Raw genomic sequence first — 26518 nt, forward strand, 5'->3', positions numbered from 1 at the left:
ACCGATCTGGAGCGCACGTACCCATGACGTCCGAAAACCCCGACAGCGTTTCCGAGGAACCTCCCGTCGCATCGACCAAGGTTCCCAACGAGTACGGGGCAGACGCCATCCAGGTGCTCGAGGGTCTCGAGGCCGTCCGTAAGCGCCCCGGCATGTACATCGGCTCCACCGGTGAGCGGGGTCTGCACCACCTCGTGCAAGAGATCGTCGACAACTCCGTCGACGAGGCCCTGGCCGGCTACTGCGACACGATCGACGTCACGATCATGAGCGACGGAGCCGTCCGCGTGATCGACAACGGTCGCGGCATCCCGGTCGACATGCACCGCACCGAGGGCAAGTCGACGGTCGAGGTCGTGCTCACCGTGCTGCACGCCGGTGGAAAGTTCGGTGGCGGTGGCTACGCCGTCTCGGGCGGCCTGCACGGCGTGGGCTCGTCGGTCGTGAACGCGCTGTCGACGCGTCTCGAGGTCGAGGTGCAGCGTCAGGGACACGTGTGGCGTCAGTCGTTCCGCGACGGCGGTACTCCCCTCGCCCCTCTCGCGAAGGGCGAAGAGAGCGACAAGACCGGGACGACCATCACGTTCTGGCCCGATGCGACCATCTTCGACACCGTCGACTTCGACTACGACACCCTGCGGACGCGGTTCCAGCAGATGGCGTTCCTGAACAAGGGCCTGCGCATCAGCCTGCGCGACGAGCGGCCCGACGCGGTCGTGACCGAGGGCGACCCCGGAGCAGAGGTCACCCAGGGCCGCCACGACTCGTTCCTGTACGAGCGCGGCCTGGTCGACTACGTCGAGCACCTCAATCGCGTGCGCAAGGCCGACGTCGTCAACGACGTGATCATCGAGGTCGAGTCCGAAGACACCGACCGCCACATCGCACTCGAGCTCGCGATGCAGTGGACGACGGCGTACACCGAGAACGTCTTCACCTACGCGAACACCATCAACACGCACGAGGGCGGAACGCACGAGGAGGGTTTCCGCGCGGCGCTGACCACTCTCGTGAACCGCTACGCGCGGGCGAACAACCTGCTGAAGGAAAAAGACGACAACCTGACGGGCGACGACATCCGCGAGGGTCTCACCGCCGTGATCTCGGTGAAGCTGTCGGAGCCGCAGTTCGAGGGTCAGACCAAGACCAAGCTCGGCAACACCGAGGCCAAGGCATTCGTGCAGAAGGTCGTCGGCGACAAGCTCGGCGACTGGTTCGACCGCAACCCCACCCAGGCCAAGAACATCATCCGCAAGGCGTTCGACGCGGCCACCGCCCGCCTCGCCGCGCGAAAGGCGCGCGAGACCGCGCGTCGCAAGAGCGTGTTCGAGTCGGCGGCGATGCCCGACAAGCTCAAGGACTGCACGTCGAAGGATCCGTCGATCAGCGAGATCTTCCTCGTCGAGGGCGACTCGGCCGGTGGGTCGGCCGTTCAGGGTCGCGACCCCCACACACAGGCGATCCTGGCGCTGCGCGGCAAGATCCTCAACGTCGAGCGCGCCCGCCTGGACCGCGCGCTGGGCAACAAAGAAGTGCAGGCGATGATCCAGGCCTTCGGCACGGGCATCGGCGAAGACTTCGACATGACCAAGGCGCGGTACCACAAGATCGTGCTCATGGCCGATGCCGACGTCGACGGTCAGCACATCACGACGCTGCTGCTGACGCTGCTCTTCCGCTACATGCGTGGGCTCATCGAGGCCGGCTACGTCTACCTCGCGCAGCCGCCGCTGTACCGCCTGAAGTGGTCGAACCACGCGCACGAGTACGCGTACAGCGACCGTGAGCGCGACGCGATGCTGATCGACGGTCAGGCCTCCGGTCGCCGCATCCCCAAGGACAACGGCATCCAGCGGTACAAGGGTCTCGGTGAGATGAACGATCACGAGCTGTGGGAGACCACGATGGACCCGCAGACGCGCACGCTGAAGCAGGTCACGATCGACGACGCGGCCGCGGCCGACGAGATCTTCTCGGTCCTCATGGGCGAAGACGTCGAATCGCGCCGCAGCTTCATCCAGCGCAACGCCAAAGACGTCCGCTTCCTCGACATCTGATCTCGTCCGGCACGACGACGATCGACGACGACGCACTACGAAACTGAGAAGACATGGCTGACGACTCCACTCCCGAGCCCGACGACGTCCGCGCCGAGCCCGCCCACGACCACGGCAGGATCGACCAGGTCGACCTGCAGCTCGAGATGCAGCGGAGCTATCTCGACTATGCGATGAGCGTCATCGTCGGCCGTGCGCTGCCCGATGTGCGTGACGGCCTCAAGCCTGTGCACCGCCGTGTGATCTACGGCATGTACGACGGGGGATTCCGCCCCGACAAGTCGTTCTCGAAGTGCGCCCGCGTGGTGGGCGAGGTCATGGGGCACTACCACCCCCACGGCGACGCCCCCATCTACGACGCCCTCGTGCGTCTGGTGCAGCCGTGGTCGCTGCGGTACCCGCTCGCACTCGGACAGGGCAACTTCGGTTCGCCTGGAAACCAGGGAGCGGCCGCGCCCCGGTACACCGAGACGAAGATGTCACCCCTCGCGCTCGAGATGGTGCGCGACATCGAAGAAGAGACCGTCGACTTCCAGGACAATTACGACGGCCAGACGCAGGAGCCGACGGTCCTGCCGGCGCGGTTCCCGAACCTGCTCGTGAACGGCTCAGTCGGCATCGCGGTCGGCATGGCGACGAACATCCCGCCGCACAACCTGCGTGAGGTCTCGGCCGGCGCGCTGTGGGCTCTCGAGAACCCGGATGCCACTCGCGAGGAGCTGCTCGAAGCGCTCATGGAGCGCATCCCGGGCCCCGACTTCCCGACCCGCGCGCAGATCCTCGGTACGCGCGGCATCAAAGAGGCCTACCGCACCGGTCGCGGCTCGATCACGATGCGCGCCGTGGTCAACATCGAAGAGATCCAGGGCCGTACGTGCCTGGTGATCACCGAGCTGCCGTACCAGGTCAACCCCGACAACGTCGCGGTCAAGATCGGCGACCTCGCTCGCGAGGGCAAGATCACTGGCGTGGCCGACATCCGCGACGAGAGCTCGGGCCGTACCGGTCAGCGCCTGGTCGTCGTGCTCAAGCGCGACGCCGTCGCGAAGGTCGTGCTGAACAACCTCTACAAGCACACCCAGCTGCAAGAGAACTTCGGCGCGAACATGCTGGCGATCGTCGACGGTGTGCCGCGCACGCTCGCGCTCGACGGCTTCATCAGCCTGTGGATCGACCACCAGGTCGAGGTCATCGTGCGCCGCACGCAGTACCGCCTGCGCAAGGCCGAAGAGCGCATGCACATCCTGCGCGGCTACCTCAAGGCACTCGACGCCCTCGACGACGTCATCGCGCTCATCCGTCGCTCGCCGACGGCACAGGATGCCAACGAGGGCCTGCAGAAGCTCCTCGACATCGACGATGTGCAGGCGCAGGCGATCCTCGACATGCAGCTCCGCCGCCTCGCGGCGCTCGAGCGGCAGAAGATCGTCGACGAAGCGACCGAGCTCGAAGCCCGCATCGCCGACTACAACGACATCCTCGCCACGCCCGCGCGTCAGCGCACGATCATCCGCGACGAGCTCACCGCGATCACGGACCGCTTCGGCGATGACCGCCGCACCGAGATCCTGCACGGGTTCGACGGTGACGTGTCGATCGAAGACCTCATCGCCGAGGAGGAGATGGTCGTCACCGTCACGCGCGACGGCTACATCAAGCGCACGCGCAGCGACAACTACCGCTCGCAGCACCGCGGCGGCAAGGGCGTGAAGGGTGCGCAGCTGCGCGCCGACGACGTCGTCGAGCACTTCTTCGTCACGACGACGCACCACTGGCTGCTGTTCTTCACGGACAAGGGCCGTGTGTACCGCTCCAAGGCGTACGAGGTGCCCGAGGCCGGTCGCGATGCGAAGGGCCAGCACGTCGCGAACCTGCTCGCGCTTCAGCCCGACGAAGAGATCGCCCAGATCCTCGACATCCGCGACTACTCGGTGTCGACCTATCTCGTCCTGGCCACACGCGGCGGTCTGGTCAAGAAGACCCGGCTCGCAGAGTACGACACCAACCGTCAGGGCGGTGTGATCGCGATCAAGCTGCGCGGTCAGGTCGCCGAAGAGGGTGACGAGGCCGAGCAGGGCGCCGCCGACGAGCTCGTGAGCGCGATGCTGGTCGACGAGGGAGACGACATCCTGCTCATCAGCCGCCTCGGCATGTCGCTGCGGTTCTCGGCCACCGACAGCACCCTGCGCCCGATGGGTCGTTCGACCTCGGGTGTGAAGGGCATGGAGTTCCGAGAGGGCGACAGTCTGCTCTCGGCATCGGTCGCCCAGGATGACGAGTTCGTCTTCGTCGTCACCGAGGGCGGCTACGCCAAGCGCACCGCCGTGACCGAATACCGCATGCAGAATCGCGGCGGTCTGGGCATCAAGGTCGCGCGTCTGACCGACGATCGCGGCACCCTCGCGGGCGGAATGATGGTGTCCGAGGGCGACGAGGTCCTTGTGGTTCTTGCCAGTGGCAAGGTGGTACGCTCTGCCGTGGCCGAGGTGCCCGCCAAGGGACGCGACACGATGGGTGTCGTTTTCGCCCGCGCCGGAGGCGATGACCGCATCATCGCCATCGCGCGCAACGCCGAGCGCAACCTTGCCGAGACGACGGAGACAACCACGGAGCCCGCCGCATCCCCTGCGGACGAGGCCGATGCCTCCGCTCCCGAGACCCCCGAGGAAAGTACTGACGCATGAGCACGGTAGCCGACAAACTCGCCAAGAAGTCGACTCACAAGACCCCTGCCAAGCAGGTGCGTCTGCGCCTGGTGTACATCGACTTCTGGTCGGCCGTGAAGCTGTCGTTCCTGGCAGCGGTGGCTCTGGCCATCGTCACGGTCGTGTCGTACTTCTTGATCTACCTGGTGGTGTCGGCGACCGGCCTCATCACGAAGCTCGATGAGTTCTTCACGAGCTTCACCGATGGCGGGGCGACGCTCTCGCAGTACGTCGGACTGCCGCAGGTCATGGCTTTCGCGGCCATCGTGGCGATCCTCAACCTCGTCGTGGTCACCGTTCTGGGCGCCGTCATGGCGGGGATCTACAACCTCGCCGTCAAGGTCACGGGCGGTCTGCTCGTCGGCTTCACGTCGAACTGACGTCGATTCGGAAAAACCTCGGTGATCCGGTAAAGTCTTCGAGGTTGACGTGATCACGTCACCGAGACGGGGCTATAGCTCAGGCGGTTAGAGCGCTTCACTGATAATGAAGAGGTCCCAGGTTCAAGTCCTGGTAGCCCCACCCTTCTCCCTCACGGGGCCTTAGCTCAGCTGGTAGAGCGCCTGCTTTGCAAGCAGGATGTCAGGAGTTCGAATCTCCTAGGCTCCACAACGATGCAAGAGCCGGTCCATCAGGACCGGCTCTTCTCGTTTCCGGCCGCGCCGCTCGCGCCGAGACGTGCGGCCTCCCCCGCTTCGCTAGAGTTCGGTCATGGACATGCGGGTCGCCGCGTACGCCGTCATCACCGACGCCGAAGACCGCGTGCTGCTCGCCCACTGGGTGCACGGGCGACGCGCGGCGTGGACGCTGCCGGGCGGCGGTCTGGAAGACGGTGAGGACCCCGTGAGCGCCGTACGCCGCGAGGTGCGAGAAGAGACCGGGTACCGGGTCGGCATCGACGAGCTTCTCGGCATCCATTCGCGGGTCATCCCGGCCGAGTCGCGCGCCGCCGAGGGGAAGACCGGACCCCTCCACGCCCTGCGGATCGTCTACCGCGCGCACGTCGTGGGCGGGCACCTGCGCAACGAGGTCGACGGCTCCACCGACCGGGCGGAGTGGTTCACCCTGCCGACCGCCCGCAAGCTGCGGCGCGTGCAGCTGGTCGACGTGGCGTTCCGGATGGCGGGCCTCGCTCGGCCGTGAGCCCGGTCAGGCGCGTTCGGCGCTGATGTCGGCGACCACGGCGCCGTACGACGAGATGAGATCGTCGGCGTCGACGAACAGGCTGTAGCCATGGGCTCCGGCGCCCATGGCGATGCGCTCGCCGACGACGCGTTCGTCGGCGTAGATGGGCCAGTCGGTGGTGCTGCCGACCGGAACGATGGTCCCACGCTCGTATCCGGTGGCCGCGAGCGCCAACTCCGGCTCGGGGAGGCGGAGCTTGTTGACGCCCACGACCGCGCGGAGCTTCGGCCACGAGATCGCCCGATCGCCGGGGATCAGCGCGAACAGGTAGGTGTCGTCGGATCGCTTGACGACGAGCGTCTTCACGATCGAGGCGGCCGGGATGCCGAGAAGCGCGGCCGCCTCGTCGAGGCTTGAGGCCGCGGGGCGTTCGCGTATGACGACAGAGAGGCCGCGCTCACGCGCGGCCTCTCTGACTCTGATGGTGGGGTCGCTCACGCGTCCGGTGCACGCAGCGGGTCGTCGGCAACCCACAGCTCGTCATCGGCGCGCAGCGTCTGCCAGGCGGCGTAAGCCACGCCGGCCGCGGCGACGACACCGAGGATGATCGCGATGACACCGCCGGCACCGATTCCGTCGTGCTGCGACGGCAGCTTCTTGGCGAGACGCTTCGAGGCCTGCTTGCCGTACTTCTCGGCACGCTTGGCGTACTTGTGAGTGTCGAGCTCGAAGCCACGGCCCTTCGCGAGGCGGTCACGGGTGTCGCCCGCGGCGTCCCATACGGACATGGCTCCGCCGACCACGGCACCGGCGGCCGGGACGACCTTGGTGCTGAGGAAACGGTTGCTGTACTTCACGCTCTTGTCGACGTACGGGGCGGCGTACTTGCTGTACCCGTCCTGCACGGCGGGGACGAGGTCTTCGCGGCTGAAGCGACCGAGCTGGTGGCCGGCTTCACGAGCGACCTTCCCGCTCTCGCCCAGCAGCACCTGCTGCGACTCCCACACCTTGGCGGCGTGCTTCTGGAGCTTGCGCAGTTCCTTCTTGCTCTTGCGGCTGAGGCCCACGGCTCATCCTCCCTATCGATGGGATGTACGTTGCGTTCATCTTGCCAGAAGGGGCCGCCTGCGCCGCCGACCCTTGCAGATAACTCTGAGAGAATGTACCCATGGCCAACCACACTGCCGTCGCGACCCTCCACACCAACCACGGCGACATCGTCGTCAACCTGTTCGGTGACCACGCTCCCCGTACCGTCCGCAACTTCATCGGGCTCTCCGATGGAACCCAGGAATGGACCAACCCGGCTACGGGTGCCCCGGGCGAAGGTCCCCTGTACTCCGACGTGATCTTCCACCGCATCATCCCCAACTTCATGATCCAGGGCGGCGATCCCCTCGGCCAGGGCATCGGCGGCCCCGGGTACAACTTCGACGACGAGATCAGCCCCGAGCTCGACTTCACGGCGCCCTACAAGCTGGCCATGGCCAACGCGGGACTGCGTCGCAACGCCATCACCGGCAAGGCCGAGGGCACCAACGGGTCGCAGTTCTTCATCACCACCGACCCGACCCCGTGGCTCCAGGGCAAGCACGCGATCTTCGGCGAGGTCGCCGATGACGCCTCCAAGGCCGTCGTCGACGCCATCGCCGCGGTGCCCACCGGTGCGCAGGACCGGCCGAAGGTCGACGTCGTCCTTCAGTCGGTCGACGTCGTCTCGGTCTGAGTCCCACGGGCGGCGGGGGTGTCTACGACCGACGAGTTCCGTCGCAACAGCGACAACTTCTGTTACCGGCACCCTGACCGGCAGAGCTTCGTTCTGTGCCAGCGGTGCATGCGCACCGTGTGCTCGGATTGCCGTACCCCCGCCGCCGTCGGAGTCATCTGCCCGGAGTGCATGGCGCAGCAACGCGCCTCGCAGACTCCGGCGCAGAAGAAGGCGCAGCGCCGCTGGGCTTCGCGCCCGATGGCGATCGTGTCGTCGGACCGCCCTCGCGTGACGCTGGCGATCATCGCCGTGACGGGGCTGGTCTACATCATCGGGTTGATCCCCGGTGTGGGTCCCCTGCTCACCAACCTGCTGATGTTCAACAGCGTGTACCTGCTGCCGCAGGCCGGTGTCGTCCAGCCGTGGCGGTTGCTCACCGTCGCGCTGGTGCACGGCGGGTTCTTCCACGTGGCGTTGAACATGCTCGCGCTGTGGTTCATCGGTCGCAATCTCGAGCCGCTGCTGGGTCGCGCGCGCTTCCTGACGCTCTACGTCGTCGGCGCCCTCGGCGGCTCGGTCGCGGTGGCCCTGCTCGCTCCCGGGGTGTGGACGGTCGGTGCGTCGGGCGCGATCTTCGCTCTCTTCGGTGCCCTGCTCGTGATCGGCCGCCACATCGGCGCCGACATCCGGGTGATCGGCGTCATCATCGCCATCAACTTCGCCTGGCCGTTCGTCGCGGCCGGCGTGCAGTCGATCGGGAGCGGTGACTTCGCCGGGGCACTCGCCGCGGTGGGTATCTCGTGGCAGGCGCACCTCGGTGGGCTCGCCACGGGAGCCGCCGTGGGATTGATCTACTCCCGCACGCGCGCGCCGCGCCAGCGCGGTCTGCAGATCGGTCTGCTCGTGGCGCTCACCGTGGTGCTGGTCGGCCTGCTGGCCATACCCGCGATCGCCTACGTCTGAGAGTTATCCACAGATCCATCCACAACCTGGGGATGAATTACACGGGTGTAACTTTCGGGCAAGTCAGCGCCAGCGCGTCGTCATGAGGAAGCCGACGAAGGCGATGCCGAAGCCGATGACGAGGTTCCACGGACCGATGCCCGGGATGGGGAACTGCGAGTTGCTGAGGTAGAACACCAGCACCCACACGAGGCCGACGAGCATGAGTCCGACCATGAGGGGCAGGAACCACACGGGGTTCGGTGCCGATCCGCCATCATTGCGTTCGGCGATCGGGTCGTCGCCTTTACCAGTTCGCGCCATGCGGTCAGTCTAACGGCCAGGTGACCACGGACCCACGGAACTAGACTCGCCTGGTGCAGACCGTGCAGCAACCACCGACCCGCCGCAGCCGACGTGGTGGCCGCGGCGACCGGCGACGTCTGTCTTTCGTCGGCGTGCTCGGCGACCTCCTGGTGACCGCCGGCGTCGTCGTGCTGCTGTTCGTGGTCTGGCAGCTGTGGATCGGCGACGCCATCATCGGCGCGCAGTTCAAAGACGAGGCCAGCAACCTCACCGACGAATGGGCCAACAGCGCCCCGGCCGCGCCCGCACCGTCGGTCACCCCGACGCCGGGAACGACGGGTCCCGCCACCGCAGAACCCCCGGTTCTGGATCAGCCCGGTGACGGCGAGGTGTTCGGTGTGCTCCGCGTACCGCGTCTGGGCGCGGACTGGCAGTTCAAGCTGGCCGGCGGGGTGAGCGCGTCGGTGACTCTCGACCCGATCGGTCTGGGGCACTACCCCGACACCTCCATGCCGGGTCAGGTCGGCAACTTCGCGATCGCCGGCCACCGCGGCAGCCACGGCGCACCGTTCGCGGACCTTCCGTCGCTGCGCGTCGGGGACGCCGTGGTCGTCGAGACCGAGGGCGGGTGGTACACCTACCGATTCCGTAACCTCGAGTACGTGCGCCCCGACGGTGTGGAGGTGCTGCTGCCGTTCCCCCAGGCGCCGCAGATCGAGGCGACCGACCGCGTCATCACCATGACCACGTGCAGCCCTCGCTACGGTTTCTCGGAGCGCGCCATCGCCTACGGCGTCTTCGAGTCGTTCACCCCCCGCACCGACGCCGGCCCGCCGGTGTCACTGACCTCCGGAGCCGCCTGATGTACGGAGCCCTCTGGCGCGTTCTGCCCGGTCCGTGGTGGGTACGCCTGCTCATCGTCCTCGTGCTCGCGGCCGCCGTGCTGTACGGACTGTTCTTCTACGTCTTCCCCTGGGTGAGCGACATCGTCTATCCCCAGGAGGTCACGGTCGAGTGACCGACTGGCGCGTCGTCGTCGTCGACAACCGCGACAGCTTCGTCCACACTCTCGCCGGGTACGTCCGCGACCTCGGCGCCACCACCGTGATGATGTCGGCCGCTGACCCGGCCCTGCTCGAGACGACGTCGGGTGCCGACGCGATCCTGGTCTCACCCGGACCCGGTCATCCCCTCGACGCCGGTCAGTCGGTGGCGGTGGTCCGCGCCGCGTACGACACCGGGGTTCCGCTGCTCGGGGTCTGTCTCGGGCACCAGGCGATCGCCGCGGCGTTCGGCGGACGGGTGGGGCACGCACCCGAGCTGCTGCACGGCATCACGAGTGTCATCCACCACGACCACGAGGGCGTGTTCGCCGACCTGGCCGACGGGTTCGTCGCGACGCGGTACCACTCGCTCGCGGTCGACCCGTCGTCGGTGCCGGGCGACCTCGAGATCACCGCGCGCACGGACGGCGGGGTGATCATGGGTCTGCGGCACCGTACCGCCCCGATCGAAGGCGTCCAGTTCCACCCCGAGAGCGTGCTCACCGAAGGCGGCCACGCCCTGCTGGGTCGCTGGCTCGAGAACGCCGGCCTGCGGGGCGCCGCGCTGCGCGGCGCCCGACTTCACCCGCGGCGGCTCAGGAGCCCGAGCACGTCGTGAGGGTGATTTCGCTGTGCACCGGCACTTCACCCGGGGCCAGCGACTGCGTCTTCACCGTCGCCGGCGACGAGGCACGGCATCCGGGGTCCTCGGTCACCTGAACGGTGAGCTGCTTCGCGTCGGACTCGAGCTCGCGCTTGGCCGCATCGACCGTGTAACCCGTGTAATCGACGATCACGATCTGACCGCTGGCCACGACGAGGTTCACCGTCGTGCCCTTCGCCACGTCGGAGCCCGAGGCGAGGCTCGAGGAGATGACGGTCCCCCCGGCCAGGGCGGGATCGGTCTGACGACGGATGGAGCCCACCGAGAGACCGGCGGCTTCGAGAGCGGTGCGGGCCTCGGTTTCAGTGATGCCGTCGAGGGTCGGGACCTTGGCCGTGTCGGGGCCCGTCGAGACGTAGAGCGTCACGAGCTGCCCCGCGGCGACCGAGGTGTCGGCCTCGGGCGTCGAGCGCGTGACATTGCCCGCGGCGATCGTCTCGCTGGACTCGTTCACGCGGCTCGTGGTCATCTGTTCGGCCTCGAGCGTCTCGACGGCACGTTCGTACGACATGTCGACCACGTTGGGGACGGCGAGCGAGGTGGTGGGCACGTCGTCGGTCTGCTGGATCTGCATGACCCAGATGAGGACGGCGACCAGCAGCACCGCCAGGACGGTCACGCCGGCCCAGATCCACGCGACCGGGGGCCCGGCCTGCGTGCGCCGCATGGTGGTGTCGGTGCTCAGCTGACGCAGGGAGCGCGCGGTCTCGGCGGCCTGGCGCGGGTTGGGACCGTAGAGCTCGTTCGACAGAGCCGACATCTGGCGCTTTGTCGGCGCCTTGCCGTCGACGGTCTCGTCGAGCGCTTCGCGGAAGCTCGCGGCATCTTGCGGACGCTGGAACGGATCCTTCGCCAGGGCGCGGAGCACGATGGCATCCAATGCCCGCGGGATGGTGTCGTTGATCTCGCTCGGCGGGAGCGGTGCCTCGCTCACGTGCTGATACGCGACGGCCACGGGGGTGTCGCCGCGGAACGGCGTGCGCCCCGCGAGCAGCTCGTACAGGACGACTCCGGCCGAATACAGGTCGGCGCGCGCGTCGACGGATTCGCCCTTCGCCTGCTCGGGCGAGAAGTACGCCGCCGTCCCCACGATGGCCGTGGTCTCGGCGACGGTCGACGAGGAGTCCGACACCGCCCGAGCGATGCCGAAGTCCATGACCTTCACGCGCCCGGCCTCGGTGATCATGACGTTGCCGGGCTTGATGTCGCGGTGCACGACGCCGGCCCGGTGCGAGTACTCCAGAGCCTCGAGGATGCCGTCGACGTACCGCAGAGCGTCGTCGGTGGGCACCGGCCCCTCGGCGATCACGTCTTTCAGCAGGCGCCCCTGGACGAGTTCCATCACGATGTACGGGACCGGGCGATCATTGCCGTCGAGGCCCGTCTCGACGTCTTCACCCGCGTCGAACACCCGCACGATCGTCGGGTGCGCCATGCGCGACGCGGCCTGGGCCTCGAGACGGAACCGCGTGCGGAACGCGGCGTCGCCGGCGAGATCGGTGCGCAGGATCTTGATCGCCACCGTGCGGCCGAGCGTCTGATCGTATCCGCGGTAGACGCTGGCCATGCCGCCGCGACCGATGAGGTCGTCGACGCGATAGCGCCCGGACAGGACGCGCGTCTCAGTGGTCACGAAGGAACTCCTGGCGTGGGTGGATGACGGAGGTCAGGGCTTGGTGTTGCTGCCGTTGTTGCCGCCGTTACCCGTGATCGTGGGGCTCGGGGTGTTGCCGCCGGCGATGCTCGCGGACGCCTCGCCCGAGGGCCCGGCCGTACGATCCGTGCCCGAGCAGCTGACGGTGTAAGTGGCCCGCAGGGTCTGACCCACGGAGTTGCTGACCTTCAGCGACGCGGTGCGCGCGTCGGGCTCGAACGACGCCGTGGACTGCCCGTTGGTGTCGAACGTTCCGTTGACGGCGGTGAAGTTGTACGACGCGACCGATCCGGTGCCGGAGGGGCAGGTGTACTGCTGCCACGAGACCTGCACGTCGGCGCCGGCGGTCACCGTCGACCCGGGAAGGGTCGGCGTACCGGGCGCGGTCAGCGGCGTCTCGTCGGCGTACGTCGTGACGGTGATCGTCGTGCCCTCGTCGACGCGACCGGTCGGGTTGACGTCGTAGATGAGGCCGACGTCGGCCGTGGTGGTCGCGGCGTTGCCGACGCGGCAGTCGGCCACGAGACCGTTGGACTCGAGGATGGCGCGCGCGTCGTCGCAGGTCTTGCCGTTCAGGCCGAGAGACGCGACCTCGACACGCGTGGTGGTGGGGCTCGGGGCCGGCGAGGGGGTCGAGGGTGCCGGTGCGGGCGTCGATATCGACGGGGCGGCGCTGGTGGGCGCGGGCGCCGGGGCGTCTTGGTTCGACAGCAGGCCGACGACGGTGGCGCCGAGGATCAGCGCGAGCAGGGCGATGAGGGCGACGAGCGGCCACGTCCAGCGGCTCCGCGCCTTCTTCTGCGGCTGCACGTCTTCTTCGGTGTGCTCCTCGGTGAGGAGCGACGTCGCCGCCGCTCCCGCTCCGGCCGACGGCAGCAGGCGCGTCGCCGCGGAGGTCTGCCCCGCCGTGAGCAGCTGCGTCGCGTCGTCGGCGACGGCGGCACCCGCGGCGATGGCCGGGACCGCCGCGGCGGCCGCGACGAGGTCGCCGCGACGGAGGGCGGTGGCTGCGCGCGAGACCGCGGCCGAGGAGGCCGGTCGGTCATCGGGCTTCTTGGCGATCATCGCCATGACGAGGTTCTGCACCGGCACGGCCACCGTGGGCGGCAGGGGTGCGGGCTGCTCGTTGATCTGCGCCATGGCGATCGCGACCTGCGACTCGCCCGTGAAGGGGCGCTTACCGGCCAGGCATTCGTACGCGACGATGCCGAGCGAGTAGGTGTCGGTCGCGGGCGACGCGGGATGACCCGACGCCTGCTCGGGCGAGAGGTACTGCACCGTGCCCATGACCTGGCCGGTCGCGGTCAGCGGCACCTGATCGGCGATGCGCGCGATGCCGAAGTCGGTGATCTTCACGCGCCCGTCGGGCGTGATCAGCAGGTTGCCCGGCTTGATGTCGCGGTGCACGAGGCCGGCGGCGTGCGCCGCCTGCAGGGCCGCGGCCGTCTGGGCGACGATGTCGAGCGTCTTGTCGGTCGACAGGGACCCCTCGCGCTCGAGGATGGTCGAGAGGGCCTCGCCGGGGACGAGCTCCATCACGAGGAAGGCGCTGCCGTCTTCTTCGCCGTAGTCGAAGACGCTCGCGATGCCCTCGTGGTTGACGAGGGCCGCGTGACGGGCCTCGGCGCGGAAGCGCTCGAGGAACCCGGGGTCGCCCATGTATTCGTCTTTGAGGATCTTGATGGCGACGGTTCGCCCGATGACGTGGTCGTTGGCCTCCCAGACCTCGCCCATGCCGCCGATCGCGATCCGCGAATCGAGCTCGTACCGCCCGCCGAAGGTCACACCTTGTGTCGGTCTCATTTACCCAGCACCGCCTCCATGACCTTCTTCGCTATCGGGGCGGCGATCTCGTTGCCGCTCCCGCTCTGCCCCTGGCCTCCACCGTTTTCGACCACCACGGCGACGGCGACCTGGGGGTCGTCCGCCGGGGCGAAGCCGGTGAACCAGAGAGTGTAGGGACGGGAATCGTTCTCCGCGGTGCCGGTCTTACCCGCCACCTGAACCCCGTCTATTCTTGCATTCGATGCGGCGCCGTCCTGGACGTTCGCCGTCATCATGGTGACCATCTGCGCGGCGATGGTGCTCTCGAGGGCACGACCGAACTCGCTGCTGCTGCTCTCGTCTTTGACGGACAGGTTGGGCTCGATGACCCGGTCCACCATGCGCGGGTTCATCACGACACCGCCGTTGGCGATACCCGCCGAGACCATGGCCATCTGCAGGGGCGTTGCGCGCACGTCGCCCTGTCCGAAGCCGCTGAGCGCGGTCTGCGGGGCGTTGGGCGACGAGGGGTAGGTGGATGCCGTGGACTCCAGCGGCATCGTGAACTGCGCGTTGAAGCCGTACTTCTCGGCCTCGGCGCGGATCGCGTCGTCACCCAGGTCGACCGCGAGCTCGGCGAACGGGATGTTGCAGCTCAGGCGCAGGGCGGTCGCGATCGTGACGGTGTCCCCACCGCCGCACGTTCCGCCACCCGCGTTGCTGACGACGTTGGTCGACTGCGGCAGCGTGTACGCCGCGAGGTTGGGGAACGCGGAGTCGGGGGTGTAGCGGCCGGATGCCAGGGCAGCCGAGGCCACGACCAGCTTGAACGTCGACCCCGGAGGGTTGAGGTTGCCGCCGATGGCGCGGTTGTCGAGGGGGCGCGACGAGTCGGCGACGAGCTGGTCGTACGCCGCGTTCACGGCATCCGTGTCGTGCGAGGCGAGGACGTTCGTGTCGTACCCGGGCTTGGACACCATGGCGAGGATGCGGCCCGTCGACGGCTCGATCGCGACGACGGCACCCTGCTGGTCGCCGAGGGCGTCCCACGCCGCCCTCTGCACGTTCGCGTCGAGAGAGAGCTCCACGTTCGAGCCGCGCGGGGCCTGGCCCGTGATCGCGCGGTCGATGCGCGAGAAGAACTGGTTCGAGTCCGAGCCGCTCAGCACGCTGTTCTCGGCGGATTCGATCTGCGTCTTGGCGTCGAGCACGGGGTTCATGTAGCCGGTCACGGGCGCCCACATCTCGGCATCCGCGTACTGGCGCTGCCAGCTGTAGACGTCGTCGGACGGCACCGACGAGGCGATGGCCGTGCCGCTGGCGATGATCGATCCGCGCTGGATCTGGTACGAGTCGTACAGCGCACGCGTGTTGCCGGTGGTGTTGGTCAGGTCGTTCGCCTGCACGACCTGGATGACACTGGTCGAGGCGAACAGGGCGATGAACATCGCGAGCATCACGATGCTGAGGCGTCGGAGTTCTTTTGTCACGGTGCCTCCTTCGAGATCGGGGCGCCGGGGCGCGGGGTCATCGGGGTCATCAGCCGATCACCACTCGCGGGCGGCTGCGGACGGCATCTGAGATGCGCAGGAGGAACGCGACGATGATCCAGTTGGCGATGAGCGAGGAGCCACCCGCCGCGAGGAACGGGGTGGTGAGGCCGGTGAGCGGGATGACGCGCGTCACGCCGCCGACCATGATGAACACCTGCAGGGCGATCGTGAACGAGAAGCCCGTGGCGAGCAGCTTGCCGAAGTCGTCCTGACCGGCGAGCCCCACGCGCACGCCGCGGCTGGCGAACACCATGTACAGCGCGAGGATCGCGAACAGGCCGACGAGACCCAGTTCTTCGCCGAGGCTGGGCACGATGTAGTCGCTCTGCGACAGCGGCGTGATGTAGGGCCGCCCCTGACCGAGGCCCGTACCGAACAGTCCTCCGTGCGACAGGCCGAAGATGCCCTGCACGAGCTGGTAGCTGCCGCCGTCGCGATTGACGACTTCGGGGTCGAACGCGTTCAGCCAGTTGGCGAAGCGCCCGTTCACGTACGGGAGGAACCGGGATGCCAGGAACGCACCGACGCCGACGAGCACGAGACCGATGAACACCCAGCTCGTCTTGCCCGTGGCGACGTAGAGCATGGCGACGAACATGCCGAAGATCAGCAGCCCCGTGCCGAGGTCGCGCTGCAGAACGATGATGCCGAGCGAGACCAGCCAGATGATGAGCACGGGTCCGAGCTCGCGGGCGCGCGGCCAGGTCATGAACAGGAAGCGCGTGCCGGTGGAGGTGAGGCTCTCGCGGGTGCGCACGAGGTAGCCGGCGAAGAAGATCGCGAGGCAGATCTTCGCCAGCTCACCGGGCTGGAACGACACGAATCCGAGCGAGACCCAGACATCGGCGTTCTGGTCGGTGCCCAGGCCCGGCACGAACGGCAGCAGCAGCAGCAGGATGCCGACGAGACCGAAGAGATAGGTGTAGCGGAACAGCACGCGGTAGTTGCGCACGAAGATCAGCACGGCCAGGGCGATGACCATCGCGATGACCGCCCAGGCGATCTGGCGGTTGCCCGTGGCATCCCATCCGCTCGCCTTGTCGGCCAGGTCGATGCGGTAGATCATCGCGATGCCCAGGCCCGTGAGCACGGTCGCGATCGGCAGCACGAACGGGTCGGCGTCGCGGGCACGCAGGCGCAGGACGACGTGCATCACGAGGGCGAGGAACGCGGGAACGCCCGCCAGGAGCAGGAAGGCCGGGTCGACGGTGCCGTTCACGCCCAGCTGCACGAGGGCGACGGCCGAACCGTAGACGGCGACGGCGAAGACCAGCAGGCCCAGCTCGCGGTTGCGCTGCGTGGCGGGGACGCGGATCTTCTTCAGCGCGCGCATAACGGCGGTGTCGGTCGAGACGGCCTCACCGCGGGTGAGCTTCTGATCGGTCATCCGCCGGCCTCCTCGGTCGGGCGCAGCCGGTCGACGATCAGCTCGGCATCGGAGAGCGATCGTGCCGAGATGGTGGCCTCGACGGTCTGCCGGTCGAAGTCGGACAGATCGGCCAGCACGATGTTGGTGTCTTCGTAGACGGTCGACAGCGAGACCGGGCCGATGGACTGCTGGATGCCGCGGTAGATGACCACGGAGTTCTCATCGGCGCCGACGTAGTAGCGCGTCTGCGTCCAGTTGTACCCCGCGAACAGCGAGACGCCGATCCCCGCCAGCACGATGAGCAGGGCGGCGAGCCAGCCCAGTCGACGACGGCGGGCGCGGCGACGGTCTTCTTCGATGAGCTCCTCGAGGAACTCGGCGGCGGGTTCGAAGTGCGTGGGCTCGTTGGCCGCCTGTCGAGCGGGGTGCAGCCACCCCGAGCGACCCGGACGCGCCGCGGGAACGACGACACCGCTCGGGTTCGAGGCGGATCCGACGATCGTGGGAGTGCCGATGAACACGGGGTGCTGTCCGCCGACGTCGACGAGCACGACCGTGACGTTGTCGGGTGCTCCGCCGTCGAGCGCCTGCTTCAGCAGGGCATCGGCGGTGCGCCCCGGCGGCAGGCCCAGGCCGAGGGTGCGCGCGGTGTGCGGGTCGTCGACGACGCCCGACAGGCCGTCGGAGCACAGCAGCCACCGGTCGCCGTCCTGCGTCGGCATGATGAACGTGTCGACCTCGGGGTCGGGGTCCATGTCGCCGAGAACGCGCATGAGCACCGACCGGCGCGGGTGATACCGCGCCTCTTCGGGCGTGATGCGGCCCGAGTCGACGAGGCGCTGCACGAAGGTGTGGTCGGCGGTGATCTGGGTGAGGGTGTCGTCGCGGTAGAGGTAGATGCGCGAGTCGCCGATGTGCCCGATGACGGCGTAGGCGTCGACCATCACGAGCGCGCTGACGGTGGTTCCCATGCCGGCCAGCTCGGGTCGGCGGGCGACGGTGTCGATCAGCTCGGCGGCGGTGTCGGCCAGAGCGTCGCGGATCGCGTGCTCGGCCTCGGACGGCGTCGTGAAGGGCTGATCGAGGTCGGTGAGACGGTGGATCGCGAGGCTCGAGGCGACGTCACCGCCCGCGTGGCCGCCCATACCGTCGGCGACCACGAAGAGATTGGACCCGGCGTAGCCGGAGTCCTGGTTGTTGGAGCGCACCTTGCCCGTGTGGGAGATGGCGACGCTCGAGCCCTGGAAGACCATGGAGGAGGGTTACTTCCTCAACTCGAAGGTCGTGGCGCCCACCTTGATCGGTGCCCCGACCTTGACCTGGACCGGGGAGGCCACGCGCACACCGTCGTGGGAGGTGCCGTTCGTGGAGTCGAGGTCCTGCAGCATCCACTGCTCCCCCCACAGCACGAGACGCGCGTGGTGGCTGGAGGTGTAGTCGTCGCGCACGACGAGGCCCGACTCGCTCGAGCGGCCGATCGTGAGGGGCTCGGTGCCGAGGGGCAGCTCGAGGCCGGCCTTCGGACCGCTCGTGATGACGATGCGCGAGACGCTCGCGGTGGTGGCGAGGCCCCCGGCCGGTGCGGGGACCGGGGCCGCGGGGCGCTTGACCTGAGTGGTGACCGCGTCGGGCGAGGCGGTGGGGGCCGCGGCCGCCGGAGCTGCGGCGGCGACCGGCTCGGGGAGCTTTCGCACCTTCACGCCGAACAGGTCGGCGCGCAGCGAGTAGACCACCCCGAAGACGAAGAACCACAGCAGGACGAGGAACCCGCCCTGCAGCAGGAGAAGAGTCAACTGACTCATGAAAGGGGTCCCCGTTCCCGGACGTCGAAGATGCGCGTGGCGTCGGACGCCGAGGGGCGCCGCGGCGGCTGCGCCTGCGCCACCACTCGGAACACGATATTGGTCCGACCGATCGAGATCGTCGAATCGGGCGGCAGAGCGGCCTCGGTGACCTTGTGGCCGTTGAGCGTGGTGCCGTTGGTGGAACCGAGGTCACGGACCATCGCGCGCTCGCCGTCCCAGAGGATCTCGACGTGCTTGCGGCTCGTGCCGGCGTCGGGGATGGTGATGTCGGCGTCGCTCCCGCGCCCGATGACCGTGCGGGCCGAGGAGAGCGGATGACGCTTGCCGTCGATGTCGACGACGCCGCGCCACGCCACTTGGCCCTCGGTGGTCTGCGAGTCGACGCGCAGGGTGCCGGTGGACAGCGACCCGTCGCGCTCGATCGAGATGGCGACGGGACCGGCGAAGGAGTACCCCTGCGTGCGCGCGTGCTTCTTGACCAGGGTGTCGAGTTCGGTGACAAGGGTCGACCCGAGCGCGCTCATCTTCTCGTCGTCGGCGGGAGAGAGGCGCACCGAGAACGAGTTGGGCGCCAGGATGCGGTCGCGGGTGACCACGACGGCCTTCTTGTCGAGCTCGCTGCGGAGGGCGGATGCGATCTCCACCGGCTGGATGCCGCTGCGGAAGGTCTTCGCGAACGCACCGTTGACGGCGCGTTCGAGACCCTTCTCGAAACTGTCGAGTAGTCCCACAAGACTCCTTCAGGCAGGCAGACCAGTAGGCACATCGTAGCCAGGGCTGCTGTGCAGGTCATGGACGCGCCTCTCGGGGCCTGCGTTTCGTCGTGCGGGCGCGACCGTGATATTCTCGGGAAGTTGGTCGCGTGGCATCCTCGATGCCGCGCACGCGCGAGTGGCGGAATAGGTAGACGCGCTGGCTTCAGGTGCCAGTGCCTTCACGGGCGTGGGGGTTCAAGTCCCCCCTCGCGCACACAACACAGAAGGCCCCGGGTTCATCCCGGGGCCTTTCTCGTTTCCGTGCGCGGGCCGGCCCGTTCGACGCCGGCGCCACGCGACAGCGCGAAAATGCGGGAAACCCAGGGGCAAGGCATGACGATGGAGTCATGGTGGGGGAAACGCAGACGGTACAGGAATCCGCGGGTACCGGGCAGGTGATCCAGGCGATGCGCTCGCCCGTCTTCACGGCGGTGGTGTTCCTCGCGACCGTCGTGCAGGTGTGTGCCGACCCGCTGGTCGCCCTGTGGACGGGTGCGGGGGAGTGGGGGCACCAGCTGCCGCCGGCCGTCGTGATCAGCCTCGCCGCCCTCGGATGCCTCGCCCAGGCGCTCTGCGTCACGCAAGCGGCCCACCGCCCCGTACCGGCCATGCTGGGGGCTCTGGCCTGCTACCTCGCGATCGCGCTGTGGTTGGGGGTTCCGACGTGGGCGTCTCCGATGCAGTTGGTCGTCGCGGTGGCGATGTTCGCCGTCGGCAGCGCGCGGTCGATTCCCGTCGCGGCGGCGTGGGCGGGGGCGAGCGTGCTCGTGGCCGTGGTGGGGCTGGGCCTCTGGGCCGCGGCCGCCGGAGCACCGGCCGGCGCCGTCGTCAGCTTCGTCCTCACGGAGGGCACCGCCCTGGCATCCGTGTGCTTCGCCGGTGTGGCCCTGGGGATGCTGTGGGCGGTGCTCGAGCGGCGCACGCAGCGCGCCCGTCGACGCGCACTTGCCTTCAAGGCGCAGCAGGCCGAAGCGGTCGAGGCATCGCGCAACGCCGAGCGCGGTCGCATCGCCCAGGAACTGCACGACGTCGCCGGTCAGCACCTGGCGGGGCTCGTCTCGCTGTGCGACGCGTCGGTGGAGCTCGCGCCGGAGCACCCGCAGCAGGCGCTGCACCTCATCGAAGAGGTGCGCGCCGAGGGACGCTATGCCGCCGCGAGCCTCTACGGCGCGCTCGGCGACCTGCGTGCCGTCGACTCCTCGGCCCAGACGCCCACGCCGGATCTGCGGAGCCTCGCCGTGCTCGTCGCGTTCTGGCGCGAGCGCGGCATGGATGTGCGGGTGACGACGACCGGGGATCTGCAGTCGCCGCCCGTGGTCGTCTCGACCACCGCGTACCGAGCCATCTCGGAGGGGCTCTCGAACGCCGCCAAGCATGCGGCGGGAGCCGCCGTCGACGTCGGGGTGCACGTCGACGCCGACCGGCTGACCGCGACGGTCGCGAACGGACCGGCGAGACGGGTGAGGGCCGACGAGGACGACCTCGGACTCGGCTGGGGGTTGGATAGCCTGCGCCAGAAGCTCACTCTCGTCGACGGGTCCGTCGACGCGTCGGCAGACGACCAGGGGGGCTGGCACCTGGGGGTGGAGATCCCCTTCCCGAGGACGACGGAGGCGGAACGTGATTGACAGTGCACCCATCCGGGTTCTCATCGCCGACGACAACCGCCCCTTCCGACGCGGCGTCCGCTTGCGCCTCGAGCACGCCGACGGGATCTCGGTCGTCGGCGAGGCCGCCACCGGTCGCGACGCGCTCGCCGGGGCGCTCGCCGCGCACGCCGACGTCGTGCTGATGGACCTCGAGATGCCCGAGATGAACGGCATCGACGCGACGCGCGCCGTCGTGGAGGAGTCGGGGGGCTCCACCCGCGTGATCGTGCTCACCAGCCACGGCGAGGACCGCCTCGTGATGCGGGCTCTGCGCAACGGAGCGGCGGGCTACCTGCTGAAGACGCACGACAGCGCCCAGCTCATCGACGCCATCCACGCCGCGCACCGAGGTGACGCCCTCGTGTCGACGCACGTGACGGCCCCGCTGCTGCGCGACATCGCCGAGCGCCGACTGAGCGCCGACGACCGGGCCAAGGTCGCCTCGCTCAGCGCGTCGGAGAGTCGCGTGGTGCGGCTGCTCAGCGAGGGTGTCACCTCGAACGAGCAGCTGGCGGCGCAGCTGGTGGTCTCGGTGAACACCGTGCGCACCCACATCCAGTCCTCGCTGCGCAAGGTCGACGTCTCGGATCGCACGCAACTCGCCCTGTGGGGAGTGCGGGTGAGCTCCGAGCTCACCGCTCGTCCGGATGGACGAATCTGATCGTCGTCATCTGACGCCCCGGGTCGGGTCCGCAGCCTCGCTCTCCTCTCGGGATTGCGCGCGTGACCGGCTCGAATGCCCCCGTGCAGGACCCTCGATCCCGCCGTCGGCCCCCCCGCGGTGAGGAGCCGCCCCGCTCGCGCGAGAACACCATGGCTTCGCGCCGCGTCAGTCCGGCGTCTCAGGCGGCGTGGGCGGGGGCATGGACGCGATCTATCCGGTGTTCGCCCGCGCGGACCAGACCTTCTACGACCTTCCCTCACGACGCCCGCCGGCAGCGGACGACCGCCGCTTCGTGGTCGACGCGCCCGAGGGCTGGAACCGCGTCGACGACGGGATCTGGACGTACCTCGAGCCGACCGGGATCGTGCTTCCCGAGCAGGGCTGGAAGATCCACCTCAGCAGCACGGCGGACACCGCCGACACCCTGCTGCGCGAGGTCGCCGCCCACTGCCTGCGCGCGGGGATCGCCTTCAAACACCTCTCGACCGAGGGCGTGCGGGCGTCGTCGAACGCGAAGGACGCCGGTCGTGAGGGCTCCGGCAAGTTCGTCACGATCTACCCGACGTCGATCGATCAGCTGCACCGGACGTTGACGCACCTCGGGCGGCGCACCGCGCGCCTCGCGGGACCGCACGTGCTCTCGGACCTGCGATGGCGGGAGGGGCCGGTCTTCGTGCGGTACGGGGGCTTCCACCGGATCTTCGTGGACATCGAGGGAACCGCGGTGCCGGCGATCCGGCATCCGTCGGGGTACCTCGTGGCCGACGTGCGGCGGCCGGGGTTCGACCCGCCGGCCTGGGCACCCGTTCCGCCGTTCCTGCGGGAGTTGATCGATGAGCTGCGGGACCGGCAGCCGCCCCCGGGCTTTCCCGAGATCACCGGGGTCGTGCAGTTCTCGAATGCCGGCGGCGTGTACACCGCGCGCGATGCCGGGCGTGAGGTGATCGTGAAAGAGGCGCGCCCCCACGCCGGGGTGACCCCCGACGGTCTCAGCGCGGTGCAACGCGCGGATCGCGAAGCCCGAACGCTGCGGCGACTCCAGGGAACCGGCACCGCGACCCTGCTGCGCGAGTTCACCGTTCTCGAGCATCGCTACCTCGTTCTGGAACGCGCACGCGGCCTGCCGCTGCACCAGGCGGTCGTGGCCCGGCATCCGCTCGTGTCGGCCGAGGTCGACGCCGACGCCGTCGACACCTACCGGACCTGGGCCCTGGAGGTCGCGCGCCGTATCGAGCGGGCGCTGACCGCGGTGCACGCGGCGGGTCTCGCGCACGGCGACGTGCATCCGGGCAACTTCCTCGTCGACGACGACGGCGAGGTCACCCTGATCGATTTCGAGATGGCGCGCCCCGCGGCCGACGACGTGCCCCCGGTGATCGGGGCGCCGGGCTTCGTCGCGCCCGACGGTCGCGGTGGGGTGGCGGCGGACGTCTTCGCGCTGCGGCGCGTGCAGCTCTTCTTGTTCGCGCCGATGACGCCCATCTTCGACCTGCACGCGGGGAAAGAGGCCGAGGTGCGCGCCTGGGTGAGCGAGAGGTTCGACCTGAGAGAAGAAGACGAACGCGCGTTCGGGTTCGCCCGCGTCTCACCCCCGGAGCCCGACGACCTCGCGGATCCCCTCGCAGTCGTCGCCCGCCAGCTGATCGCGGATGCCACGCCCGAACGCACCGATCGTCTCTGGCCGGGCGACCCGGCGCAGTTCGACGAGCCCCCGTACGCCCTCGCGCACGGAGCGCTCGGCCCGCTGATCGCGCTGCACGCGGCCGGGGGTCGGGTGCCGCCCCCGCTCGTGGAGTGGTGCGAGCGCGCGGTCGAGGCGGCCCCCGCCCGCTCAGGACTGTTCGACGGGTTGGCGGGCGCCGCCGCGGCGTGGCAGGCACTCGGGCGGATCGACGCGGCCGACCGCGCCGTGGAGCGATGCCTCGACGCTCCGCTGCGGTGGGATGCCCCGGGGATCTACGGGGGACCGGCGGGAACCGCGCTCGGACTGCTCCGGCTGGCAGACCGGCACCCCGAGCTGGTCGGCCGAGCGCGCGGCATCCTGGACGAGATCGCCGATCGCGCGAACGGGTGGAGCGAGCGTTCGACCGACCCGGTCGCCACGGGGGCGGGCGGTCTGCTGCGCGGCCCCAGCGGGATCGCCCTGCTGGCGATGGCCCTCTTCGATCGCGACGGCGACCCGGCGCTGCTGCAGCTGGCCGATGCGGCGATCCGCGCCGACCTCGCACGGTGCACCCAGGCCGGCGACGGCTCCCTGCAGATGAACGAGGGATGGCGGCTCCTGCCGTACCTCGGCTCGGGATCGGCCGGCGTCGCCCTCGCCCTCGCCGCGCTCGTGGAGCGAGCACCCGCGCACCCGCTCACCGCCACCCTCGCGGCCCTCGAGCGCGCGAGTCTGCCCGAGTTCGTGCTGGAGTCGGGCCTGTTCCAGGGGCGCGCGGGTCTCATGATCCTGCTGGCTCGAACACCGACACCCGAGAAGAGCCGCGCGCTGCAGCGCCATCGGCGGCTGCTGCGTCTGCACGAGATCCCCCGCCCCCACGGCGTGGGGTATCCGGGCCGCGCCCTGCTGCGCCTGTCGTGCGACCTGGCCACCGGCTCGGCCGGCGTGCTGTGGATGCTCGCGAGTCTTCGTGACGGTCAGCGGTTGGCGCTGCCGTTCCTCGACCTCCCCCCGGTCGACTCCGCCCGACACCGGGCGCCGAGCCCCGGGGGGAGGTGACATCAATGGGATACCTGCTTTCTCTGCAGACGCTCGAGCGCGGTGAGACCGAGCGCAGCGAGGTCTTCGCCAGCTCCTGGAGCACGTCGATCTGCTACAGCAGCACGTCGACCGGCCTCTGCCGCTAGGCGGTGGCACTCGACCGGTGCGGGTGGGACCAGGGGGCGGGGGCTCCTGCCCGCACCGCCGTCCGCTCCCGTGGGGAGGCTGGGCGGAAGCCGCCCCCAATTGCGGCGTCCGCCCAGCATCGGTGCAGACCCGAACTGACACCGAGAGCGAGACGGGGAGCGCGAGCCCCACGCGAGCGCGAACGTCTCGCTCCTGCCGACGCTAATCGCCCCCGTCGCCGCAGATTCCGCGCCGACGGCGTGCTTTCTCGCGCCATACCTCGTCGGCCGCCGTGAACAAGCGGATAAGTGCCGCGGGGCCTCGACGAAGTCGCCGTGTTTTCTCGTCTGAAAAGACGACGGCTCCCCGGGACCGCCCCGTCCGACCGATTTCATCGACCCCGAACACCATGTTCGGCTCGAACGCAACCCACCCCCCAAGAATCGAACCTGGGAGCAAGCTGGATGAATCGAGGGACCCGCGAGAGCGGTCTTCGGTTCACACTCGCGAAAGGGACACATCATGGGATTCTTCGGATTTCTTCTTCTCGGCCTGCTGGCCGGCGCCATCGCCAAGCTCATCCTCCCCGGCAAGCAGGGCGGCGGCTGGCTCATCACGCTGCTCCTCGGCGTCGTGGGCGCACTGCTCGGCGGTTTCCTGGGTGGCCTGATCTTCAACGCGCCCCTGCAGGACTTCTTCTCGATTCAGACCTGGCTGCTGGCCATCGGCGGCTCGATCATCGTGCTGCTCATCTACGGCTTCATCACCAGCCGCCGCTCCGCGCGCTGAGGTGAAACGAAGGGCCCGGGGCGGTGGAACCGCGCCCCGGGCCCTTCTGCGTGCGCTTAGATCCGCTTTACTGTCCGGATGCCGAACACCCGACGCAGCCCCTTCGTCATCGCGCTGGTGATCGGGGTGGTGCTGGCGGTGATCTGCGTGTGGCCGCAGGCCGTCGGCCTGCACCGGCTCCCCCTCGTGTCGAATGCGATCCCGTTCCGCGGCATCCTGGCCCTCGCTCTCGGTGCTCTTGCGCTCGTGGCCACCGTGGTGGCGGTGCTGCGGCGACGATGGAGCGTGGCAGCGGCCCTCGCGATCGCGCTCGCCGCGGCGACCGTCGGTCACGGCACCGTCCTGCTCGCGCGGGGCGGAGGCAGTGCGATCGCCGAGGGTGATCTGACCGTCGTCGCGTGGAACACCTACGGCGGCGGCGCGTCGCCCGAGAGCATCGCGCGGCTGGTGCGCGAGACGGGGGCCGACGTGGTGAGCCTGCCCGAGACCGATGCGATCGCGGCGGCTGCGGTGGTCGGCATCCTGGCTCGGGACGGCATCGAGATGACGCACGACACCGTCGTGTCGGAGCCGGGCGATGATCCCGTGCCGACCTCGATCCTGATCGCGACCTCGCTCGGCCCGTACGAGCGCGACGCGTCGGCGGGATCGACTCCCGGCGTACCGAGCGGCGTGTGGCGGCCGAGCGATGGCGACGGCCCCGTGCTGGTGGCCGCTCACCCCCTGCCCCCGTTGCCGCGGATCATGACCGAGTGGGTCGACGGGCTGCAGTGGGTCGCCGCGCGATGCGCGGATCCCGACGTCATCGTGGCGGGGGACCTGAACGCGACGCTGGACCACTTCTCGGGGCTGGGTCGCGACGGAGGGGTGATCGGCGGATGCCGCGACGCCGCCGCCGATCGGGGTGCCGCGGCCGTGGGCACCTGGCCCGTGCGGTTGCCAGCCGCGCTCGCCGCACCGATCGACCACGTGCTCACCGGTGGCGACTGGGAGGCACGCGGATTCGCGGTCGTCACCGGCTTCGACGACGCCGGGAGCGACCACCGCCCGGTCGTGGCGTCGGTGTCGCGTCGGTGAGGGATCTTCCGCCGCGGGATCGTCGACCCTAGGTTGGTCGGACGATCGATCACGGAGGG

General features: G+C 69.2%; 25 protein-coding genes and 3 tRNA genes. 18 read left to right on the forward strand and 10 right to left on the reverse strand.

Annotation, left to right across the window (positions count from 1 at the left end):
- Window positions 1-23 precede the first annotated feature (23 nt).
- From gyrB to IFU19_RS02675, 6 genes are all read left to right on the forward strand, one after another.
- Window positions 24-2057: a DNA topoisomerase (ATP-hydrolyzing) subunit B gene (gyrB, locus tag IFU19_RS02650; protein WP_055832321.1), complete on the forward strand. Its 2034-nt coding sequence runs from the start codon at window positions 24-26 to the stop codon at window positions 2055-2057.
- 53 nt (window positions 2058-2110) lie between these two features.
- The gene (gene gyrA / locus IFU19_RS02655) at window positions 2111-4741 is read left to right on the forward strand and encodes a DNA gyrase subunit A (RefSeq protein ID WP_192012856.1); all 2631 of its coding nucleotides are present in this window, start codon (window positions 2111-2113) and stop codon (window positions 4739-4741) included.
- Window positions 4738-5142, forward strand: a complete 405-nt coding sequence (locus IFU19_RS02660) for a DUF3566 domain-containing protein (RefSeq protein ID WP_055832316.1) — start codon at window positions 4738-4740, stop codon at window positions 5140-5142. The genes gyrA and IFU19_RS02660 overlap by 4 nt, the downstream gene beginning before the upstream one ends.
- Before the next feature lie 68 nt (window positions 5143-5210).
- Window positions 5211-5284 (forward strand) — tRNA-Ile (locus tag IFU19_RS02665).
- A 14-nt stretch (window positions 5285-5298) separates the two neighbouring features.
- Window positions 5299-5371 (forward strand) — tRNA-Ala (locus tag IFU19_RS02670).
- Window positions 5372-5473: 102 nt separating this feature from the next.
- Window positions 5474-5905, forward strand: a complete 432-nt coding sequence (locus IFU19_RS02675) for an NUDIX hydrolase (RefSeq protein ID WP_192012857.1) — start codon at window positions 5474-5476, stop codon at window positions 5903-5905.
- Window positions 5906-5911: 6 nt separating this feature from the next.
- On the opposite strand, the gene IFU19_RS02680 is transcribed toward IFU19_RS02675, so the two are convergent.
- Together IFU19_RS02680 and IFU19_RS02685 are read right to left on the reverse strand one after the other, a co-directional pair.
- Entirely contained in the window at window positions 5912-6385 is a 474-nt protein-coding gene (locus tag IFU19_RS02680; RefSeq protein ID WP_192012858.1) for a YbaK/EbsC family protein, read from the reverse strand.
- Window positions 6382-6954, reverse strand: a complete 573-nt coding sequence (locus IFU19_RS02685) for a hypothetical protein (protein ID WP_055832313.1) — start codon at window positions 6952-6954, stop codon at window positions 6382-6384. The genes IFU19_RS02680 and IFU19_RS02685 overlap by 4 nt, the downstream gene beginning before the upstream one ends.
- A gap of 101 nt (window positions 6955-7055) precedes the next feature.
- On the opposite strand from IFU19_RS02685, the gene IFU19_RS02690 reads away from it, so the two are divergent.
- Together IFU19_RS02690 and IFU19_RS02695 are read left to right on the forward strand one after the other, a co-directional pair.
- The gene (locus tag IFU19_RS02690; protein ID WP_192012859.1) at window positions 7056-7613 is read left to right on the forward strand and encodes a peptidylprolyl isomerase; all 558 of its coding nucleotides are present in this window, start codon (window positions 7056-7058) and stop codon (window positions 7611-7613) included.
- A gap of 171 nt (window positions 7614-7784) precedes the next feature.
- Entirely contained in the window at window positions 7785-8558 is a 774-nt protein-coding gene (locus tag IFU19_RS02695; protein WP_235560498.1) for a rhomboid family intramembrane serine protease, read from the forward strand.
- Between the two features lie 63 nt (window positions 8559-8621).
- Here IFU19_RS02695 and IFU19_RS02700 read toward each other — a convergent pair whose 3' ends face one another.
- A complete protein-coding gene (locus tag IFU19_RS02700) occupies window positions 8622-8861 on the reverse strand; it encodes a cell division protein CrgA (RefSeq protein ID WP_055832306.1) in 240 nt (79 codons plus the stop codon).
- Window positions 8862-8914: 53 nt separating this feature from the next.
- Between IFU19_RS02700 and IFU19_RS02705 the strand changes: the two genes are divergently transcribed.
- Genes IFU19_RS02705 through IFU19_RS02715 form a run of 3 tightly spaced genes read left to right on the forward strand, consistent with a single transcriptional unit; the run spans window position 8915 to window position 10505 of the window.
- Window positions 8915-9706 (forward strand): class E sortase, encoded by a 792-nt coding sequence (locus tag IFU19_RS02705; RefSeq protein WP_055832304.1) that lies wholly within the window; start codon window positions 8915-8917, stop codon window positions 9704-9706.
- Window positions 9706-9861: a DUF4175 domain-containing protein gene (locus IFU19_RS02710; RefSeq protein WP_162239381.1), complete on the forward strand. Its 156-nt coding sequence runs from the start codon at window positions 9706-9708 to the stop codon at window positions 9859-9861. The genes IFU19_RS02705 and IFU19_RS02710 overlap by 1 nt, the downstream gene beginning before the upstream one ends.
- On the forward strand, window positions 9858-10505 hold the full coding sequence (locus tag IFU19_RS02715) for a glutamine amidotransferase-related protein (protein ID WP_192012860.1): 648 nt from the start codon (window positions 9858-9860) through the stop codon (window positions 10503-10505). Before IFU19_RS02710 ends, IFU19_RS02715 begins: the two co-directional genes overlap by 4 nt.
- Here IFU19_RS02715 and pknB read toward each other — a convergent pair.
- The 7 genes from pknB to IFU19_RS02750 are packed head-to-tail and all read right to left on the reverse strand — an operon-like array spanning window position 10483 to window position 19426.
- On the reverse strand, window positions 10483-12183 hold the full coding sequence (pknB, locus tag IFU19_RS02720) for a Stk1 family PASTA domain-containing Ser/Thr kinase (RefSeq protein ID WP_055832300.1): 1701 nt from the start codon (window positions 12181-12183) through the stop codon (window positions 10483-10485). The genes IFU19_RS02715 and pknB overlap by 23 nt on opposite strands.
- Before the next feature lie 33 nt (window positions 12184-12216).
- On the reverse strand, window positions 12217-14007 hold the full coding sequence (locus tag IFU19_RS02725; RefSeq protein WP_192012861.1) for a serine/threonine protein kinase: 1791 nt from the start codon (window positions 14005-14007) through the stop codon (window positions 12217-12219).
- Entirely contained in the window at window positions 14004-15458 is a 1455-nt protein-coding gene (locus IFU19_RS02730) for a peptidoglycan D,D-transpeptidase FtsI family protein (RefSeq protein ID WP_070408901.1), read from the reverse strand. Before IFU19_RS02730 ends, IFU19_RS02725 begins: the two co-directional genes overlap by 4 nt.
- Window positions 15459-15507: 49 nt before the next feature.
- A complete protein-coding gene (locus IFU19_RS02735; RefSeq protein ID WP_192012862.1) occupies window positions 15508-16908 on the reverse strand; it encodes an FtsW/RodA/SpoVE family cell cycle protein in 1401 nt (466 codons plus the stop codon).
- Entirely contained in the window at window positions 16905-18143 is a 1239-nt protein-coding gene (locus IFU19_RS02740; RefSeq protein ID WP_055832291.1) for a PP2C family protein-serine/threonine phosphatase, read from the reverse strand. Before IFU19_RS02740 ends, IFU19_RS02735 begins: the two co-directional genes overlap by 4 nt.
- Before the next feature lie 9 nt (window positions 18144-18152).
- On the reverse strand, window positions 18153-18692 hold the full coding sequence (locus IFU19_RS02745; RefSeq protein ID WP_055935212.1) for an FHA domain-containing protein FhaB/FipA: 540 nt from the start codon (window positions 18690-18692) through the stop codon (window positions 18153-18155).
- On the reverse strand, window positions 18689-19426 hold the full coding sequence (locus tag IFU19_RS02750; RefSeq protein WP_055832287.1) for an FhaA domain-containing protein: 738 nt from the start codon (window positions 19424-19426) through the stop codon (window positions 18689-18691). The genes IFU19_RS02745 and IFU19_RS02750 overlap by 4 nt, the downstream gene beginning before the upstream one ends.
- Window positions 19427-19580: 154 nt before the next feature.
- Here IFU19_RS02750 and IFU19_RS02755 point away from each other — a divergent pair.
- The 7 genes from IFU19_RS02755 (at window position 19581) to IFU19_RS02780 (ending at window position 26459) form a co-directional block, all read left to right on the forward strand.
- A tRNA-Leu gene (locus IFU19_RS02755) sits at window positions 19581-19664 on the forward strand.
- Window positions 19665-19797: 133 nt separating this feature from the next.
- Entirely contained in the window at window positions 19798-21078 is a 1281-nt protein-coding gene (locus tag IFU19_RS02760) for a sensor histidine kinase (RefSeq protein ID WP_156458670.1), read from the forward strand.
- Window positions 21071-21760 (forward strand): response regulator, encoded by a 690-nt coding sequence (locus IFU19_RS16965; RefSeq protein ID WP_192012863.1) that lies wholly within the window; start codon window positions 21071-21073, stop codon window positions 21758-21760. Before IFU19_RS02760 ends, IFU19_RS16965 begins: the two co-directional genes overlap by 8 nt.
- 202 nt (window positions 21761-21962) lie before the next feature.
- Window positions 21963-24485 carry a class III lanthionine synthetase LanKC gene (lanKC, locus tag IFU19_RS02770; RefSeq protein WP_192012864.1) on the forward strand — a complete coding sequence of 841 codons (2523 nt, stop codon included), beginning with the start codon at window positions 21963-21965 and terminating at the stop codon, window positions 24483-24485.
- 5 nt (window positions 24486-24490) lie between these two features.
- Window positions 24491-24613 carry a hypothetical protein gene (locus IFU19_RS16795; RefSeq protein WP_268772704.1) on the forward strand — a complete coding sequence of 41 codons (123 nt, stop codon included), beginning with the start codon at window positions 24491-24493 and terminating at the stop codon, window positions 24611-24613.
- Window positions 24614-25115: 502 nt separating this feature from the next.
- Window positions 25116-25382, forward strand: coding sequence for a GlsB/YeaQ/YmgE family stress response membrane protein (locus tag IFU19_RS02775; RefSeq protein WP_055832279.1), 267 nt, complete (start codon window positions 25116-25118; stop codon window positions 25380-25382).
- Between the two features lie 78 nt (window positions 25383-25460).
- A complete protein-coding gene (locus IFU19_RS02780) occupies window positions 25461-26459 on the forward strand; it encodes an endonuclease/exonuclease/phosphatase family protein (RefSeq protein WP_192012865.1) in 999 nt (332 codons plus the stop codon).
- Window positions 26460-26518 lie beyond the last annotated feature (59 nt).

It is taken from the genome of Microbacterium sp. CFBP 8794 (assembly GCF_014841235.1).
Taxonomy (GTDB): Bacteria; Actinomycetota; Actinomycetes; order Actinomycetales; family Microbacteriaceae; genus Microbacterium.